Source organism: Gymnodinialimonas sp. JB5-7 (genome assembly GCF_055693405.1).
Genome location: NZ_JBVFUX010000012.1, coordinates 1,724,486 through 1,740,596, shown reverse-complemented (window position 1 = coordinate 1,740,596; position 16,111 = coordinate 1,724,486). Strand labels below are relative to the sequence as shown.

The following is a 16,111-nucleotide window of genomic DNA, read 5'->3' as shown; positions in this document are numbered from 1 at the left end:
CCCATGATGGAAATTTCAAAAACCACTCCGCGGTTTGTTTGGTTCCTGATCGCGGCCATTGCGATCGGGTTGGCCACTCTTTACGCGCCCGAAATACGGGCAATCATCCAGACCTTCGATCAAGCCGCCGTCGAGGCGCTCGTGCTTCAAGTCGGACCGTTCGGGCCGATTGCGATTGTTGGCCTGATGACATTGGCCATTGTCGCCAGTCCAATCCCAAGTGCGCCCATCGCGTTGGCTGCCGGGCTCCTCTACGGCCATCTTTGGGGCGGTCTTCTGGTGATCGTCGGAGTCGAGGCAGGGGCCCTGATCGCCTTCGGTCTCGCTCGAAAGATTGGAAAATCCTACGTCGAACGTTGGTTGGGTGAACGTATCAGCCAGCGTCTTCTGGGATCGCAGAACGCGCTGATGTTGACGGTTTTTGTTAGCCGGCTGCTGCCATTCGTCTCGTTCGACGTGATCAGCTATGCCGCTGGCCTCAGCAGGATCACCACGTTTCGCTTTGCCGTTGCAACGCTTGCCGGGATCGTTCCGGCAAGCTTCTTTCTGGCCCATTTGGGGGCCGAAGCACGTGACGGAAATGCGCTTGGATTGTGGATCGCGCTTGGCCTGGGCGCAGCAAGCGTCATCGGCATCGCACTTGTCGGTCGCACAAAGGCCTCCGCAGCCAACACACCCTGCACGACACGGTCCGCAGAAGAGGAATCCGCTCGATGACACAGTCTGATGCTCAAGATCGAGAACACCACCATCATCAAACTCATGTGGCCTCAGACGATGCTGCTGCCGTCTTTGATCCGGTCTGCGGCATGTCAGTTGACCCCGGTCCGAATACTCCGACCGAAAGCTACGATGGCAATACATTCCATTTTTGCTCTGAAAAGTGCCACGAACGGTTCAAGGCTGACCCCTGGCATTATGCATCCGGACGGGCACGGGATCACGATGATGTGGCGCCACCCGACACCCAATACACCTGCCCCATGCATCCTGAAATCATTCGCGATGCCCCGGGTGCATGTCCGATCTGCGGTATGGCGCTTGAACCAATGCTGCCGAGTGACGAACCCAGCGAAGAGCCTGATCGACTTTACGAAACGCATGTGGGCGAGCGCCGCAGCAGCCATCCCGTTAGTCATTCTGACAATGGGCGAGCTGGTCGGTTTGCCGGTTCGGCACTGGATAGGAGAGCAGCTTTCCTACTACCTCGAATTCTTCCTCGCAACGCCGATCATTCTGTGGGCTGCGGCGCCAGTTCTTCAGTCGAGGTTGGGACTCCATCCTGTCCCGAAGCCCAAACATGTGGACCTTGATCGCGCTCGGAGTTGGTGCGGCTTATCTCTACTCTATCGTCGCCACGTTCCTGCCGGGCCTGTTCCCAGCCGAATACCGGGCAGGAGGAGGCGTTGGCACTTATTTTGAAGCCGCGGTCGTAATCGTTACCCTCGTCTTCGTCGGCCAGGTACTCGAACTGCGCGCGCGTGAGCGTACGGGCGATGCAATTAGGGCGCTCCTAGACTTGGCTCCGAAAACCGCGCGGCGCATTCTTCCCGACCACCAAGAATACGACGCGCCGCTTGGAAACATATTTGCAGGCGACCTACTGCGCATACGTCCCGGCGACAGTGTTCCCGTGGACGGTGAGGTCGTGCACGGCCGCAGCACCATCGATGAAAGCATGATCACCGGCGAACCGGTTCCGGTCGAAAAATCTGAAGGGCACAACGTTACGGGCGGGACGATCAACAAAAACGGTACGCTTGCGGTTCGTGCAACCGGCGTGGGTGGCGATACGGTGCTGGCGCAAATTGTGGATATGGTCGCCGCGCGCCGCTCGCGCGCGCCCATTCAGGGCCTTGCCGACCGGGTCTCGTCGATCTTCGTTCCAACCGTCGTTCTGATCGCACTGGCTGCGTTTTTCGCGTGGCTGACATTCGGCCCAAGCCCTGCCCTGACCTTCGCCTTCGCTTCTGCAGTGTCGGTGCTCATCATCGCCTGCCCCTGTGCTTTGGGCCTTGCAACCCCGATTTCTATCACCACCGCTGCGGGGCGCGGGGCACAAGCCGGGGTTCTGATCAAGGATGCAGAGGCGCTTGAACGGATGGCGCGAATAGACACTGTGATTGTCGACAAGACCGGAACGCTAACCCTCGGAAAGCCGACCCTGACAGATGTCGTTGCAACCGGAGGGATCACCGAAGAAGACTTCCTGACGTTTGCTGCCGCATTGGAACGCGGATCAGAACACCCCCTTGCCGAAGCCATCGTCGAAGGTGCCATGAAACGTGGCGCAAACACTCAGTCGGCAAGTGATTTCCAGGCCGTCACCGGTAAGGGAGTTACTGGGCGTGTGTCAGACCGCCAAGTCGCCCTTGGCAATCCGGCGATGATGGCCAGTATCGGCGCAGACATATCGCAGCTTCAAGAGCAGGCGGACACCTTCCGCGACGACGGAAAGACTGCGATGTTCGTTGCAATTGACGGAAACGTTGCCGGGATCATCGCTGTCTCAGATCCAATCAAAGATACCACTTCCGGCGCGATCAAGGCGCTGCATGACCTCGGGCTGACCGTCATCATGGCCACAGGGGACAACGAGCGCACCGCGAAAGCCGTGGCTGCCAAACTTGGGATAGACGAAGTGCGGGCCGGGGTTCTGCCTGAGGACAAGAAAAATCTGGTCGAGGATTTACGGCAAAGCGGGCATCTGATCGCCATGGCAGGGGACGGTGTGAACGACGCGCCCGCCCTGGCAGCTGCGGATGTCGGCATCGCGATGGGGACCGGCGCCGACGTTGCCGTTGAGAGTGCGGGCATCACACTATTGGGTGGCGATCTGACTGGGATCGTGCGGGCGCGAAAACTGGCGAAGGCCACATTGCGCAACATCAAGCAGAACTTGTTCTTCGCGTTTGCCTACAACTCGCTTGGCGTGCCAGTCGCGGCAGGCGTGCTCTTCTCCCGTCTTCGGTCTGCTGCTATCGCCCATGATTGCCGCAGCGGCGATGAGCCTCTCCTCCGTGTCGGTCATCGCGAACGCCTTGCGGATTGAAGCGCATTAACCTCTGAAAGTAGAAAAGGACGCATCATGCCCGCGGGTCACCAACATGCGATGCCGGACGGAAGCAAAGGCTTGACCATCTCGGCATGGCTGACCGGTATCTATTTTGTGGTCGAACTGGCGATCGGACTTTGGACAGGATCGGTCGCTGTCATTTCTGACGCGATGCACACCTTTTCCGCTGTCGGGGGTGTCCTGGTCGCACTCGTCGCAAGAAAGCTGTCGCAACGCCCGGCCGACGACCGGAGGAGTTTCGGATGGTATCGGGCCGAAATCCTGGGCGCATTGGTGAATGGTGCCTTCTTGCTTGCCATGGCGTTGGTGGTGATCGTGATGGCCTCCATGCGCCTGACGAACCCCATTGATCTGCCGACGTTGCCCATGTTGCTTGCCGCAGCCGGAGGCCTACTGACTGAAGTAATCGCGCTAGGCCTTCTCTGGCGTCAAAGCAAATCGGATCTGAATTCGCGGGGCGCCCTCTGGCACATCATCCAGACTTTCGTCGGCAGTCTCCTCATCGTCGTGACGGCTCTGGTGATTGAGTTTACCGGTTTCCTGCTGATTGACCCGCTTCTCGGTATGGCATTCGGGTTCGTCCTGCTGTGGGCTAGCTGGGGCATTCTCAAAGATGCCATTCACCTTCTGATGGAGGGAACACCGGACGAGATCACGCTGGCGGATGTTCGCGCCGCATTGGAGAAACTTGACGGCGTCGTTGATGTTCATCACCTCCATGCATGGGCATTGACCAGCAATCGAAGCGTCATGTCTTCTCATATACGGGTGTCGGATGATGAAGAAACGGCCGACCTCATGCGCCGGGCGCATCGGCTCCTGAAAGAGGAATACGGATTCTTCTTTGTGACGCTCCAGATAGAGAATGCTTGCCTGGACGAGGCAGGATCCGAAGCCATCGACATCGCGGCGTTCGGACACACCTAGGTGTCGCTACCGTTACTGGTGCGTTATCTATATATTCAACAAGTCAGAACCTGCTGAGGATACACATGGACCGTCGAACCTTTGTTGCTGCCGCACTTACCCTGCCCCTGCTTTCCACGGCTGCGTGGGCCACACCGTTGCGACTGACGGTGCACCGTTCACCAACTTGCGGCTGCTGCGGGGCATGGGCTCAACACATGTTGGATTCTGGATTTGATGTCACGATGATCGAAATGGATCAGGATGATCTATGGACCCTGAAAGCCCAGCTTGGCGTGCCAGAAACAGCGGCTGGCTGTCACACGGCTGAAATCAACGGATACTTCGTTGAAGGGCATGTTCCTGCATCCGACATCATGCGCTTGGTTGAAACGGCGCCAGACGCGCTCGGGATCGCTGTGCCCGGTATGCCGGCGGGATCGCCCGGGATGGAAATGGGCGGACGCGTAGATGCGTTCGAAACGCTGCTGGTCGCGCGCGATGGCACAACTACGGTCTTTCAAAGCCACGCATGACGCTGGCGCGCGTTCCCGTCGTTCGGGTCGCTATCACGGCCATGTATACTTCGACGAACAAAAGGGGCGGCCCGAGCCCGCAAATCTTGAGGGATTTGTGAAGTATGTAAGCTTCGTTACATGGGCATTAGCGGGTAGTCATAGCCGCAATAGTCATGGTGCGAAGAGGTAGACGATATGATGGATCGCCGGACATTTGCGGCAGGATCTCTTTGCGCTGCCGGCGTATTGCTTGCAGCGCCTGCAATCGCCCAGGATGCTGTTGGCTTTGACGATACAGTCGTGCGTCCTGACGCTGATCCGAACGCAAACAATCCTTGGGGCTTGAACCCGCGCTTTATGCCAACGCGCGTCACCCATCGTGATGGCCTTGAACCAGGATCGCTCCATGTGGACCCGATTGCCAAGTATCTCTATCACATAGGAAACGACGGAACGGCGATGCGCTATGGCGTGGCCGTTGGCCGTTCGGGGCTTCAGTCGCCGGGCACTTACACGATCCGCCGCAAGGTTGAATGGCCATCTTGGACGCCAACAGCCAACATGATTGCACGCGAGCCAGAGGTCTATGGACCATATGCCGGTGGAGTTCCTGGCGGGCCTGACAACCCATTGGGTGCACGCGCCCTTTACATGTACGATGCGGCAGGGCGCGATACATATCTTCGGGTCCATGGAACACCGCAGCCGTGGACAATCGGAACGGCAGCGTCGTCAGGATGTGTCAGACTGGTAAACGATCATGTCATGCAGGCTCTATGAAGAGGTTCCCATTGGCACTCGAATCACACTCTATGCACCTGCGTGACCCATCAGACCGCGGCGCTTTCAGTTGAAGTTTCGCATACGCCTACCATCAAAGAACGACGTGCCCCTTGAATATGGATTGAACTCGTAGATGGCGCTCTGGCCACCAGAGCGCCATTTTCGCACGCAAATTCCCTTCTCCACATTTGCGTGGAAATGCCTGCTGGTCAGCCTTGTGCCCTGTCTCGCATTGGTGCCAATCTATATCGCAACCTCCCCTGCCGCCTTCTGGGAAACGCTCGTTAGCATGCCAGCTGCACGGGCGCGCTTGATCCGGCAATTGCTGACGAACGGTCTGCCTGTCATCTTTGCCGTGAACTATGCGGCCTTCTTCCTCTTCGCGACCTTCTCTGAACGGAGGTCGCTTGGCGCCCGGTACATAGCCTTGGACGCACTACTCCGGCCAATTCTTTTTGTCGTTCTTCATATCGTGATCTACGCCTTGTCGGCCGATGTCTACGGATCGTTCGGAGGCGATCGGGTCCAAGGCATGAGGGTCGTTTTTCCGACGTTGGAGCGGTCCGCATTCCTCGAAAACCTGTCAGGCGTCTATCTCTACTCGGTGCTTCTGCCCGCTATGCCACTCTATGTTCGGGCATTGCAGGTCTGTTCAACATCGGCTGCACCCGCAAAAACTACGAAAGTGGCAGTTCACGAGCCTTGGATATGGCCCATCGTCGCCGCGTTTTCTGTGACCTTTGTCGCCCTTGTCGCCATGACCCTCGCTCTAGGAACCGTCGCCCGTCTCGTTCAATAGCAAAGCGCGCACGTGCCCCTAGAACAGTATGGTTCCAGCCCAGACTACCGAAATCAGTATCGGTTGGTGGATGAGGTACACGATAAGTGTATGGCGCCCGAAAAACGTCAATGCGCCGAAGCCACGGTATGACGTATTGGTTGAAAGCATTTCCCACAGGCCCAGATGCGACGCGAGCTTGGCAACAGCCATGCCCGCAAGGAACGCCGCGAACCAGGGAAAGATCGGCTCATAATCCACTGTCCGCAATGGAACAGTCTGCAGTCCAGTCCACCAGAGCCAAGGCGAGTCAAACGCGGTCGACGTCGCAAAATTGGGTGCAACGAAGACCACAACGGCCAACACCGCTATGATGAGGACAGGCAGCCGCAGAAATGCGAGGCCCAGGATGCTGCACAATGCAATCGAATGAAGGATGCCGAAAAAGACGAACTGATCGGGAAAGACGACGTAGGTAGCGAAGGATACAGCCGCCGCTGCGATCAGGAGGATGGCGAGACGCCTACCAAACGCAGCCCATCGAATGCCGTGTCTGTGCGAAAGCCACAAACCAACTCCGGCCAGAAACACAAAAGAACTCGCCGAGAACACCGCGACCCCGCGCCAAAAACCTGAGCCGGTCGTTCCAGCAGAAACGTGACCGAAAACCTCAAGATCAAAGACAAAGTGGAAAACGACCATCGCCAGTAGCGCAACGACCCTAGCAATATCCAGAACAAGTATCCTGGGCTTGCCCCCCCGTGATCACTGGCAAGCTCACTTCGCTTTGTTGCGGTCACAAACATCTTGGAAGAAGGATCCTCTCTGCTTGCGCAATAGTCGCCCAATTCCGATTTCGCTACCATCCCTCACTGCAAGGTTTTCAAGAAAGCACTCACCGGCGGGACTAAACGCCAGCAACAAATCAACAGAACTGCCCAAATGAGCAGATATTACAGCTCAATCAGAAACTTCGCTGAGAAGTCTCGGGGGGATTGGTGGTAGCGCTCCTCCGCTACCGTTTCTCAAAGGCGTCGGTTTACTGTTCCGACGCATTGTAAACGCACCGGGTTTCTGTCAGCTTTTTCGTGCTGGGTTTTGCGGCAGGAGTACGCAAAGAATACCAGGTGAGTGTCGCACTTCCGTTGCATTTCAACCACGGCCTATTCACCGCCGATCACCGACGTCGGTGCTACGAAGCTGCATGAAAGTTACGGAAGGAGTGGGTGGGAAGCGGACAATGAGAGCTATCGTTGTCGCCGCAAAAACGAACAACCTCCCATGGCGAAGCTTACGAAGCTTTACGTTGAACCTGAAATGTCTGTGCTTGAATCGCCTACGAAACCAGACCTTGCGTTCGATTTTTGCAGAAAAAGCGGGTGGCCAAGAACGCGTCGGATTGAGAGCCAATGCGGCTCCGCACTTCGAGCATTGCGGCGCACACACTTTGGATGAAGTCTCTCGCATGAACCGGGTTCCCGCAAAGGCTACACTTTTGGAGAGCCACAATGTTGCCAGTGTCGAGTAGGTGTTTCGGAAGGTGACGCTCGTTCTCACTTCTCCCTTTCACATCAGCAAGCCAGAATTAGTCCGACGCACTATTTGCGCTTAAGAACAACAACATAGTTTTCCGGAAATTGACGAGAGCTTGATCGTCGTCTTCAAGTTTGCGTTTCAGGACGGAGCCCTCCAGCGCGGTCACAACAAATTCCGCCAAAACTTTTGCAGTCTCATCAACGCGAATGCTTCCGTCATTTTGGCCCTCTGTGATGCAGGCTTCGAAATCTGCGATCCAACTTTCATAGACCTCACGAAGCGCCTCTCGAAATTGCGGCTCGTTCGCCATTTCGCTGGTGAAGTTTCCCACCAAACAACCGCTTTGGGTGACGCTGAAGGCCTCTAGGTGCGCTTCAATGCGATCAAGGGGTGGTTGCGCGGAATCTCTGAGCGCGGCACGCATATCTTCGGATTTCGCCCAATACACGCCGAGGACTTCGAGCCCCAATTCATCCTTGCTTTTGAAGTGGTTGTAGAAAGAGCCTTTGGGAACGCCCGCGTGGTCAACGACGGCTTGGACGCCACTCGCGTGGTAACCGAACTCATGAAAGACAGCCAAACCGGATTGGACGATTTGGTCTTTGTTGCTTGGTCTTGGCATCGATCGTTTCCCTTTGGTGGTCGGGTGCTCGAAGGTCCTAACCCGCACCCGCCTGCTGCTTTATACGGTCGCGTCCAAGGGTGACGAGCGCAAATTCGCTTGAAGGGATGAAGGCGGGCGCCAGCAGAACCGGCGCCCAATTTCGTTCAGGTCGCGTAGCGCCATTCTTCGGGAACCCAATGGAAGCCCCCATCGGCGCGTCGGTCGACGTAGCCAAAGGACGGGAACGGCAGGTGCGTTGCTGTCACCAAGGTGCGCTCATGGGCAGCAAGATCAAAGATCGTGCGCCGAGACTGGATGCCCTGTTCCGTGTTCGTGTCCCAAATGGCGGACGCTTCGGGGTTGGCGAACTGCACGGCCGCGCTGATCACGGCGTCGCCGAGGATAAGAAGGGTTTCGCCTTCGCTTTCGACGCGCAGGCCCGTGTGGCCCGGTGTGTGGCCCGGCAGCGGGAAGGACGAGATGCCGTCACCAAGATCGGTCTCACCCGTAAACGTGGAGATGCGGCCATCGTAGACAGACTGCCATTGGCGCGCGATGTCGAACCATGGACGCGTCATTTCAAGCGCTTGGGCCTGCTCCACCTCGCTGGTCCAGTAATTGAGGTCAGCCGCGTCAACGAACACCTCGGCGTTGGGCACGGTGATTTGACCCTCGGTGGTGAAAAGGCCCGCGATGTGGTCGGGGTGGATGTGTGTCACGAGGACTCTGTCGATGTCTTCCGGCTGCACGCCAATGGCGGCAAGGTTCGAAGGCAACAGACCCGCGTTCGGGCCGAAAAGATCACGTGCGCCACTGTCCACCAGGATCAACTTCTCGCCTGTGTTGATCAGATAGGCATTCACGCCGTTGCGCATGGACCCGGTGGGCACAAATGCGTCTGTCAGATAGCCGTCGAGATCTTCGGGGCTGAGGTCCGCCCAGATCTCGTGCGGCAGGTCGAGGTAGCCATCGCCGAGAACGGTGATCTCATAGGCACCAAGACGGCGGCGATACACCTGAGGAAGTTGCGTGCCGGCGATGGGCGTGGCCGCGTGCGCAGGCATCACCAACGAAGACGGCGCGGCGCCTGCCAGTGCCACAGTTGCAGAGCTGGACAGGAATGAACGGCGGTTGAGGAGGGAATGGGAGGTACCAGACATGGGAGCGTTCCTATTGGGTTAAGTTGACGGTTCATCTGTGTATCATTTGAATACGACCGGTCGTCTTATTTGACAATCGAAATACGAAAGATGCGCGTAACGCTTCCGTGAGCGCGGATATCGTGTCTATTAATCAGTCTCTTAGGGCGCATTAGGTCTTTGCGGAATCCGCTCAGAATCCGTTGTCACCGCCCGCTGTCCAACCAGCTTTCCCGGCCCAACCTACAGCTGTCTGTCTCGCCACGTTTTAAGCACGGCGTTCGCCATCGCAATGTCCTGTGCGGCAATTCCCGTCAGATCAGCGATTGTGATTTGCTCATTGTCGCTCCGCCCAAGTTCCGGCGCGCGCAGCAAAGTGCCGATCTCGATCAGATCCGCCGTCTCGATCAACCCGCTTCGGGCCGCGTGAGAAACCTCGCCATGGTCCAGGCACTGCGATGTCAGATCAACGGCCAAGATGTCCGCACGCGCAATCAGGGCCACGTCCAACTCCTGCTTGCCCGGAGCGTCCGCCCCAACGGCGGTAATATGTGTACCCGGTTGCACCCAGTCGGACGGGAGGATGAATTTGGTCGATCCGGTGGCGGTGACCACAATGTCCGCCTGTTGGACTGCGGTCTGTAGGTTTGGCGCAAGCGTCACGGCACATATGTCAGACATGTCGCCTGCAAGCCTTGCCGCCTTCTCGGCATCCCGACCCCAAACGCGAAAGGACATGCCCGGCATCAATGCGGCATGCGCTTCGATTTGGCGACGCGCCTGTGTGCCCGTACCAACAATCAGAGCGGTTCGACTACCCGGCCGCGCCAAAGTCCGGCTGGCAATGGCACCGCCAATGCCCGTTCGAATATCGGTAAGCACCATCTCATCATGCAGCATCGCCTGAACCGCGCCAGTTTCGGCCGAGATCACCAAGACGATCCCGTTGCCATTGGGCAAACCAAGTTGGTCATTCCGGGGAAATCCGGTCGCCACCTTGATCACGAAAGTGCGGTCCCCTTTCAGGTGCCCATACTTGAGGTGGCAGTCCCCGCCGTTCTCTGGAAAAGTGATGTGCCCAACAGGCGGCAAGTTGACGTCGCCGAGGCGGGTGGCGCGGTAGGCGTGTTCTATCGCAGGCGCGACCGCGCGTAGATCGATAAGCGCTTCGATTTCTGGGCGCGTTAAGCTAATCATGCGGGAACTCCGACACAGGTGCCGTAACCCTATGCCGACATTGCCTGATTTTCGACTGGAAACGCATTTCTCCAAGTGGGAATTCAAGGCGCGTTATCACATGACCGCCTCGGACGCCGAAGCCATGTCGATGCGCGATCTTTTGGCAATGGCCACGCCGGATGAGCGCGAGGCGTTTGAAGAGATGTGGCTCGGATACACCGAAACCTTCGGCGCGCCCGATCTGCGTGAGAAGATAAGTAAGACCTACCGGCGGCAGACGGCATCGGACATTCTTTGCTTTGCTGGCGCCAGCGAGGGTATTTTTGCGGCCAATCAGGTGATCCTCGATCAAGACAGCCACGCGATCGTTGTCACGCCGAACTACCAATCCCACGAGACGCTCCCCGTTGCGATTTGTGAGGCGACGGGCGTGCCGCTGGATCCGGACGACAATTGGTCGCTGGACATTGACCGCGTCGCCGCCGCGATCCGACCGAACACTCGGCTTGTCACGATCAATTTCCCCCACAACCCCACCGGCGCGATCCTGCCGCTGGACCGCTACATGGCCTTGGTTGAGCTGTGCCGAAAGCACGGCATCTACATCCTGCATGACGAGATTTTCAACGGATTAGGGGAAACCGGCGCCCGGCACCTGCCTTTCATCGCAGATGTCTATGAGCGCGGCCTGTCGCTCAACGTGATGTCGAAATCTTTCGGCCTGCCGGGGCTGCGGATCGGATGGATAGCCTGCCAAGATGCCGAGATCATTTCTAAGATGGAGCGCTTGAAGCATTACCTGTCGATCTGCAACTCGGGCCCCAGCGAACGGTTGACGATGATCGCGCTCAGTAACAAGGACCGCATCCTTGCGCGCAATTGTGCCATTGTGGATGAGAACCTGCCGAAGTGGGACGCCTTCTTTGCCCGCTATCCGGACCTGTTCGACTGGCACCGCCCCGACGGGTCTTGCATGGCGTTTCCGCGCTATAAGGGGCGGGATGGGGTTGAGGCATTCTGCACCTCGCTGGTCGAGGAAAGCGGTGTTCTGTTCCTTCCCAGCACGATCTATTCGTCCGATCTCGGGCCGACCCCGACGGATCGCCTGCGGCTGGGGTTTGGTCGCGCAGACCTTGATGAAGGGTTGGCCGCGCTTGATGCGCATCTATCCCGGAATCTGAAATAGGCCGGGTCATGCAAAAGGGCGCAGACCTGCTCTGCGCCCCTCAAAATGCGTCTCTTGTGCGCTATTACGAGGCGGGCATCACAAGCGGTGTCCGTTCACCGGCGATGTAGCGCAGCACGTCAACGTAATCGAATGCCAGCGAGGTTGTGATTGTCGCGATGGCGATGCCGATGATGACCTGGGGCGCGCGGCCAAGCTCCGCAGTTCGCAACTTGTAGACCAGGTAGATCACCAGCGGCGTCCAGGCAATGATATGGGGCAGTCCGAGCAATTTGACGTAGCCCAGCTGCTGGTAGAGCACCATCACACCGGCCACGCCGACCACTCCGGCAATCAGGGTGAAAAGCGCGGTCAGACGCGTTGATTTCCAGATAAACAGCGCCAATGGCAACACGATTGCGCCCAGGAGCAAAATGTTGAGCCAAATGCCGACCCAGGCGGGGGCATGCACGGCAACAGCTTCATTGAAGGTCATTGTTGAAGTTCCTTGAGGTGTGGATTTTCGCACGGCAGCGCGCGTTCACGCCGCCCCGAGGCAGGGAGGGCTGGGGAGAGTTCAGTCCTTGCTGAGCTTAGTTCTTGGCGTGGGAATCGTAGACCTTGCTGCTGATTTTCCAGACGCCGTCTTTCTTGTAGAGCACAAAAAAGTCCGTGTAGCGCATGCCGCCCCAGTTCAGGAACTCGACCCGCGCGGCAGCCGCAGGGCCCGAGACATTGATCCAAGCGATGTGGCTTTGCACGTCAGGGGCCGGGCCACCCTCGGACACGGCGCCTCCGAATGTGTCGGCGTCCATATCGTAATATGTACCAGCGACAGAGCCGACGATATGGGCGTGGTCCATAAAGGCGCTGCGCGACAGGGCACCGTCGCCGGAACTCGCTGCGTCGATGTAGGGCTTCAGCGCCGCCTCAACGGCTTTGTACTCGGCAAAGCTGTGGACCTCGTCCGCTTCGGTGATTTGGGTCAGGGTGGTCATGGTATATCTCCAAGATGAGGGTGCTATGTTCGTTGTGCATAACATATCTACCTACATGTATGTAGATGCAAGTGCGAAATGAACGTCATCCGTTCACGAATTCGTCAAGCGCCTGACCTACGATCGTAACGTCCCCTTGCAGCCGGGCGAGCAGCAAAGCGCCTTCCAGGGCGCTCAGAAATCGCAGTGCCGCCAGCGGTGGATTCGGATGGTCCATTTCGGAGAACTGCTTAGACAGCCAATCCTGAAACCCACGGAAATAGAGCGCAAGTTCGCGCCGCACTTCCACGCTGATCGACTCAAATTCTGCCGCCATCATTCCGCACAGGCAGATTTTCCCTTCCCGCAAATCGTCCTCAAAATACTGAATTACCGCCTTCAGGCGGTCCTGTGGCCGCGTCAGTTGGTGGTCGAGTTGCGCAAAGGACTCCGCCGTTGTCTTGCGGTGCCGTTCGACCATGGCGTGGGCGAGGTCCGACTTGGCCTTGAAGTGATAGTGAATGCTCGAATTCTTGATGCCAATCTCGGCTGCAAGGTCGAGGTAGCTGAACCCGTTGAAGCCCTTGGACTGTGTAAGCTGATTTGCCAGGTCAAGAATGCGGGTGCGGGTATCGGACACAGGGGTGATCCTCAGGAGGAGAATATTTACCTACATCTATGTCGGTTGGAGCATTCAAGCAAGACAGAATGGTTGCGGCCCCAGAGACGAGGGCCGGAGTCTTGGGAGGACAGCGCGTCAGCCTAGGACGCGCCCACGAAAAACCCGTATTGCTCGGCCAGCACGTGGCGCGGATCAACGCCGAGCTCTTTTGCCGATCGGAATGCCCAATGCGGATCGCGCATCATCTCACGCCCCAGCAATACGACATCGGCCTTGGACGCGGCGACTAAGCCATCCGCCTGCGCCGCATCTGTGATGCCACCGACCGCCATGACGGGGAGCCCTGTCGCCGCCCGGATGACACCGGCCATGTCCGGTTGCTCGGCCGTTCTGTTGCCGATCGCACCGCGTGCCGCGGGAACCGCGCCGCCGCCTGAGCAATCCAGCACGTCAACGCCCAGATCTTTCAGCCACAAACCCACCTGCGCCGTGTCTTCCAGCGACAGGCCGCCTTCCGCGAAATCAACGACAGACAGGCGCACCGACAGGATTTTCTCCGCAGGCCAAACGGCGCGGACCTTTTCAACGACCTCCAACAGAAACCGCGCGCGCGCCTTCAGATCGCCGCCGTAGGCATCCTCGCGCGTGTTCACCAAGGGTGTCAGGAAGGAATGCAGCAGATATCCGTGCGCACAGTGCACTTCCAGAAGGTCATACCCAACGTCCAGGGCTAGCTTGGCGGAATGAACGAATTGGCCTTGGATCTCCTGTATTTCGTCCACAGACAATGCCCGAGGGGCCTTCCAAAGACGCGTGCCGTCGGGGTCAAATGCGTCGGCTGTCGGCCCTACGGTCTCCCAGCCCGTAGGGTCCCTGGCATCCAGATGACTGCCACCCTCCAACGCCGTGGCGGCACTGCCCTTGCGGCCAGAATGCGAAATCTGCGTACCTGTCACGGCGCCGAAACTCCGTTGAAACGCCACGATAGGCTTGAGCGCTTCGACCTGCGCGTCATTCCACAGCCCCGCACACCCCGCTGAGATCCGCCCGGTGGGCGACACGGCGGTACATTCCGCCATGATGAAACCCACACCACCCACCGCGCGCGCGCCCAGATGAACCATGTGCCAATCGCTCGCCACGCCATCGGTCGAGCTGTACTGACACATCGGCGACATCCCGATGCGGTTCTTGAAGGTCACGCCGTTGATGCGCAGCGGTGAAAAGAGCGAGTTGGTCATGTGAGTTTCCCAGGTGGAGGTGTTGCCTTAAACGGACCGCGTGATCCCGCCATCCACGCGAATGTTTTGTCCGGTGATATAAGCGCCACCTTCTGACGCCAGGAACGCAACCACGCTGGCAATCTCGTTCAGGGAATTGCCATAGCGCCCCATCGGGATCATGGACCGGAATTCTTCCTTCTCGGGCAGGCTGTCGATGAAGCCAGGCAGCACGTTGTTCATGCGGATGTTCTCGGCCGCGTATTTGTCCGCGAAAAGCTTGGAGAACGCGGCGAGACCCGCGCGCATCACGCCGGAGGTTGGGAAGACCGGGTTCGGCTCGAACGCCGCAAAGGTCGAGATGTTGATGATCGCGCCGCCGCCTTGGGCTTGCATGATCGGCGTCACCAAACGCGAAGACCGCACGGCGTTGAGGAAGTAGACCTCCATCCCTTCGTGCCAATCCGCGTCCGTCAGCTCCAACACTGGCGCGCGAGGGCCGTGGCCCGCCGAGTTCACCAGCACGTCCACGCGGCCCCAATGCCCCATCGCGGCATCGACCAGCTTTTTCAGATCATCCTCGGATTTGTTGGTGCCCGTGATGCCCACGCCGCCAAGCTCCTTGGCCAAGGCCTCACCCTTGCCCGAAGACGACAGGATGCCGACCTTGAAGCCATCTGCGGCCAGCGCGCGTGCAGAATCCGCACCCATGCCAGAGCCACCTGCAGTGATCAGTGCTACTTTTGCGTCGGACATATCGTGCCCTCCCTTCAGGTTTTCTTGGTGTCGTCGATGATGTTCATGGTGGCCACGCCGCTGTTGCCAAGCGCGACCGCCGCGAAGGGTCCGCCGTGGCACATGTTGCCGGGGTCCTGGGTGTCCATCGGTTCGGTCTCGGCCAAAATCTCTGGCGCGAATTGTTCGGCGTTGTCCTTGGGACGATAGCCCAGAAAGCTGGCCTTCGCATTGTCCACCGGCGCGCGGTCGTTGTCGGACACGCCGTAGACGACGGAGAAACCCGTTGTCGGGGTCTCAATGCAGCGCTGCACCAGCTGGATCAAATCATCGTAGGACAGCCACGACCCCAGCGCGCGCGCATTGGTGACCTGCGCACAGGACAGGATGCGCATGTGAACGCTCTCCAGCCCGCGTTTGTCCCAATACATCGAGCCCAGGTCCTCGGCGAAACACTTGGCGAGGCCATAAAAAGTATCAGGGCGATGGCGCACGTCTGTTCCGATGAAATCAGTCTTCGGGTGCATGCCGACCGCGTGGATGGAGCTTCCGTAGACGACCCGCCGCAGGCCGTTCTGATAGGCCGCCTCCCAAATGTTGTAGGCGCCCACGAAGTTGGGCCCGAGCAACTTTTCAAACGGCCCCTCATCGGCATAGGCGCCCATGTGAACGACCATGTCCGCGCCTTCCAGCACACGCATCATGTCATCCAGGCTCGCCAGATCGCCCTTGGCGTAGGTTTCACCGGGATAAAGCGTGCCGATATCATCCACGATATCGGTGGAGACCAGCGCGTCGCACATCTTCGACATCGGCTCCCGCAGGTAGGATCCAAGGCGTCCGGCGGCCCCTGTCAGAACGAGTTTCTTCATG

At 58.4% G+C, this 16,111-nt stretch carries 16 protein-coding genes and 1 pseudogene; 7 read left to right on the top strand and 10 right to left on the bottom strand.

Annotation, left to right across the window (positions count from 1 at the left end; all coding sequences use genetic code 11):
- The first annotated feature begins 3 nt into the window (after positions 1–3).
- The 6 genes and pseudogenes from ACZ1HK_RS17240 to ACZ1HK_RS17215 all read left to right on the top strand — a co-directional run bounded on the left by ACZ1HK_RS17240 (position 4) and on the right by ACZ1HK_RS17215 (position 6,082).
- Positions 4–717, top strand: a complete 714-nt coding sequence (locus tag ACZ1HK_RS17240) for a TVP38/TMEM64 family protein (RefSeq protein ID WP_472629726.1) — start codon at positions 4–6, stop codon at positions 715–717.
- A pseudogene (locus tag ACZ1HK_RS17235) lies at positions 714–3,062 on the top strand (heavy metal translocating P-type ATPase). Before ACZ1HK_RS17240 ends, ACZ1HK_RS17235 begins: the two are co-directional and overlap by 4 nt.
- Positions 3,063–3,088: 26 nt before the next feature.
- Positions 3,089–4,003, top strand: coding sequence for a cation diffusion facilitator family transporter (locus ACZ1HK_RS17230; RefSeq protein ID WP_472629725.1), 915 nt, complete (start codon positions 3,089–3,091; stop codon positions 4,001–4,003).
- 197 nt (positions 4,004–4,200) lie between these two features.
- Positions 4,201–4,518, top strand: a complete 318-nt coding sequence (locus tag ACZ1HK_RS17225) for a DUF411 domain-containing protein (protein WP_472629724.1) — start codon at positions 4,201–4,203, stop codon at positions 4,516–4,518.
- Positions 4,519–4,695: 177 nt separating this feature from the next.
- Positions 4,696–5,280 (top strand): L,D-transpeptidase, encoded by a 585-nt coding sequence (locus ACZ1HK_RS17220; RefSeq protein WP_472629723.1) that lies wholly within the window; start codon positions 4,696–4,698, stop codon positions 5,278–5,280.
- Between the two features lie 136 nt (positions 5,281–5,416).
- Positions 5,417–6,082 (top strand): hypothetical protein, encoded by a 666-nt coding sequence (locus ACZ1HK_RS17215; protein WP_472629722.1) that lies wholly within the window; start codon positions 5,417–5,419, stop codon positions 6,080–6,082.
- An 18-nt stretch (positions 6,083–6,100) separates the two neighbouring features.
- Here ACZ1HK_RS17215 and ACZ1HK_RS17210 read toward each other — a convergent pair whose 3' ends face one another.
- From ACZ1HK_RS17210 to ACZ1HK_RS17195, 4 genes are all read right to left on the bottom strand, one after another.
- Complete coding sequence (locus tag ACZ1HK_RS17210; RefSeq protein ID WP_472630864.1) at positions 6,101–6,796, bottom strand: heparan-alpha-glucosaminide N-acetyltransferase; 696 nt, start codon at positions 6,794–6,796, stop codon at positions 6,101–6,103.
- 850 nt (positions 6,797–7,646) lie between these two features.
- Positions 7,647–8,219, bottom strand: a complete 573-nt coding sequence (locus ACZ1HK_RS17205; RefSeq protein ID WP_472629721.1) for a TetR/AcrR family transcriptional regulator — start codon at positions 8,217–8,219, stop codon at positions 7,647–7,649.
- 146 nt (positions 8,220–8,365) lie between these two features.
- Positions 8,366–9,361 (bottom strand): MBL fold metallo-hydrolase, encoded by a 996-nt coding sequence (locus ACZ1HK_RS17200; RefSeq protein ID WP_472629720.1) that lies wholly within the window; start codon positions 9,359–9,361, stop codon positions 8,366–8,368.
- Positions 9,362–9,583: 222 nt separating this feature from the next.
- A complete protein-coding gene (locus ACZ1HK_RS17195; protein WP_472629719.1) occupies positions 9,584–10,537 on the bottom strand; it encodes an ornithine cyclodeaminase family protein in 954 nt (317 codons plus the stop codon).
- A 100-nt stretch (positions 10,538–10,637) separates the two neighbouring features.
- On the opposite strand from ACZ1HK_RS17195, the gene ACZ1HK_RS17190 reads away from it, so the two are divergent.
- Positions 10,638–11,705, top strand: coding sequence for a pyridoxal phosphate-dependent aminotransferase (locus ACZ1HK_RS17190; protein WP_472629718.1), 1,068 nt, complete (start codon positions 10,638–10,640; stop codon positions 11,703–11,705).
- A 64-nt stretch (positions 11,706–11,769) separates the two neighbouring features.
- On the opposite strand, the gene ACZ1HK_RS17185 is transcribed toward ACZ1HK_RS17190, so the two are convergent.
- The 6 genes from ACZ1HK_RS17185 to ACZ1HK_RS17160 all read right to left on the bottom strand — a co-directional run bounded on the left by ACZ1HK_RS17185 (position 11,770) and on the right by ACZ1HK_RS17160 (position 16,110).
- The gene (locus tag ACZ1HK_RS17185; protein WP_472629717.1) at positions 11,770–12,180 is read right to left on the bottom strand and encodes a hypothetical protein; all 411 of its coding nucleotides are present in this window, start codon (positions 12,178–12,180) and stop codon (positions 11,770–11,772) included.
- Positions 12,181–12,277: 97 nt separating this feature from the next.
- Positions 12,278–12,682, bottom strand: coding sequence for a nuclear transport factor 2 family protein (locus tag ACZ1HK_RS17180; RefSeq protein ID WP_472629716.1), 405 nt, complete (start codon positions 12,680–12,682; stop codon positions 12,278–12,280).
- 85 nt (positions 12,683–12,767) lie between these two features.
- On the bottom strand, positions 12,768–13,301 hold the full coding sequence (locus tag ACZ1HK_RS17175) for a TetR/AcrR family transcriptional regulator (RefSeq protein WP_472629715.1): 534 nt from the start codon (positions 13,299–13,301) through the stop codon (positions 12,768–12,770).
- 122 nt (positions 13,302–13,423) lie between these two features.
- Positions 13,424–14,524 carry an NADH:flavin oxidoreductase/NADH oxidase gene (locus tag ACZ1HK_RS17170; RefSeq protein WP_472629714.1) on the bottom strand — a complete coding sequence of 367 codons (1,101 nt, stop codon included), beginning with the start codon at positions 14,522–14,524 and terminating at the stop codon, positions 13,424–13,426.
- A 27-nt stretch (positions 14,525–14,551) separates the two neighbouring features.
- Positions 14,552–15,259 carry an SDR family oxidoreductase gene (locus tag ACZ1HK_RS17165; protein ID WP_472629713.1) on the bottom strand — a complete coding sequence of 236 codons (708 nt, stop codon included), beginning with the start codon at positions 15,257–15,259 and terminating at the stop codon, positions 14,552–14,554.
- A gap of 14 nt (positions 15,260–15,273) precedes the next feature.
- Entirely contained in the window at positions 15,274–16,110 is an 837-nt protein-coding gene (locus ACZ1HK_RS17160) for an NAD-dependent epimerase/dehydratase family protein (RefSeq protein ID WP_472629712.1), read from the bottom strand.
- Position 16,111: the final 1 nt, after the last annotated feature.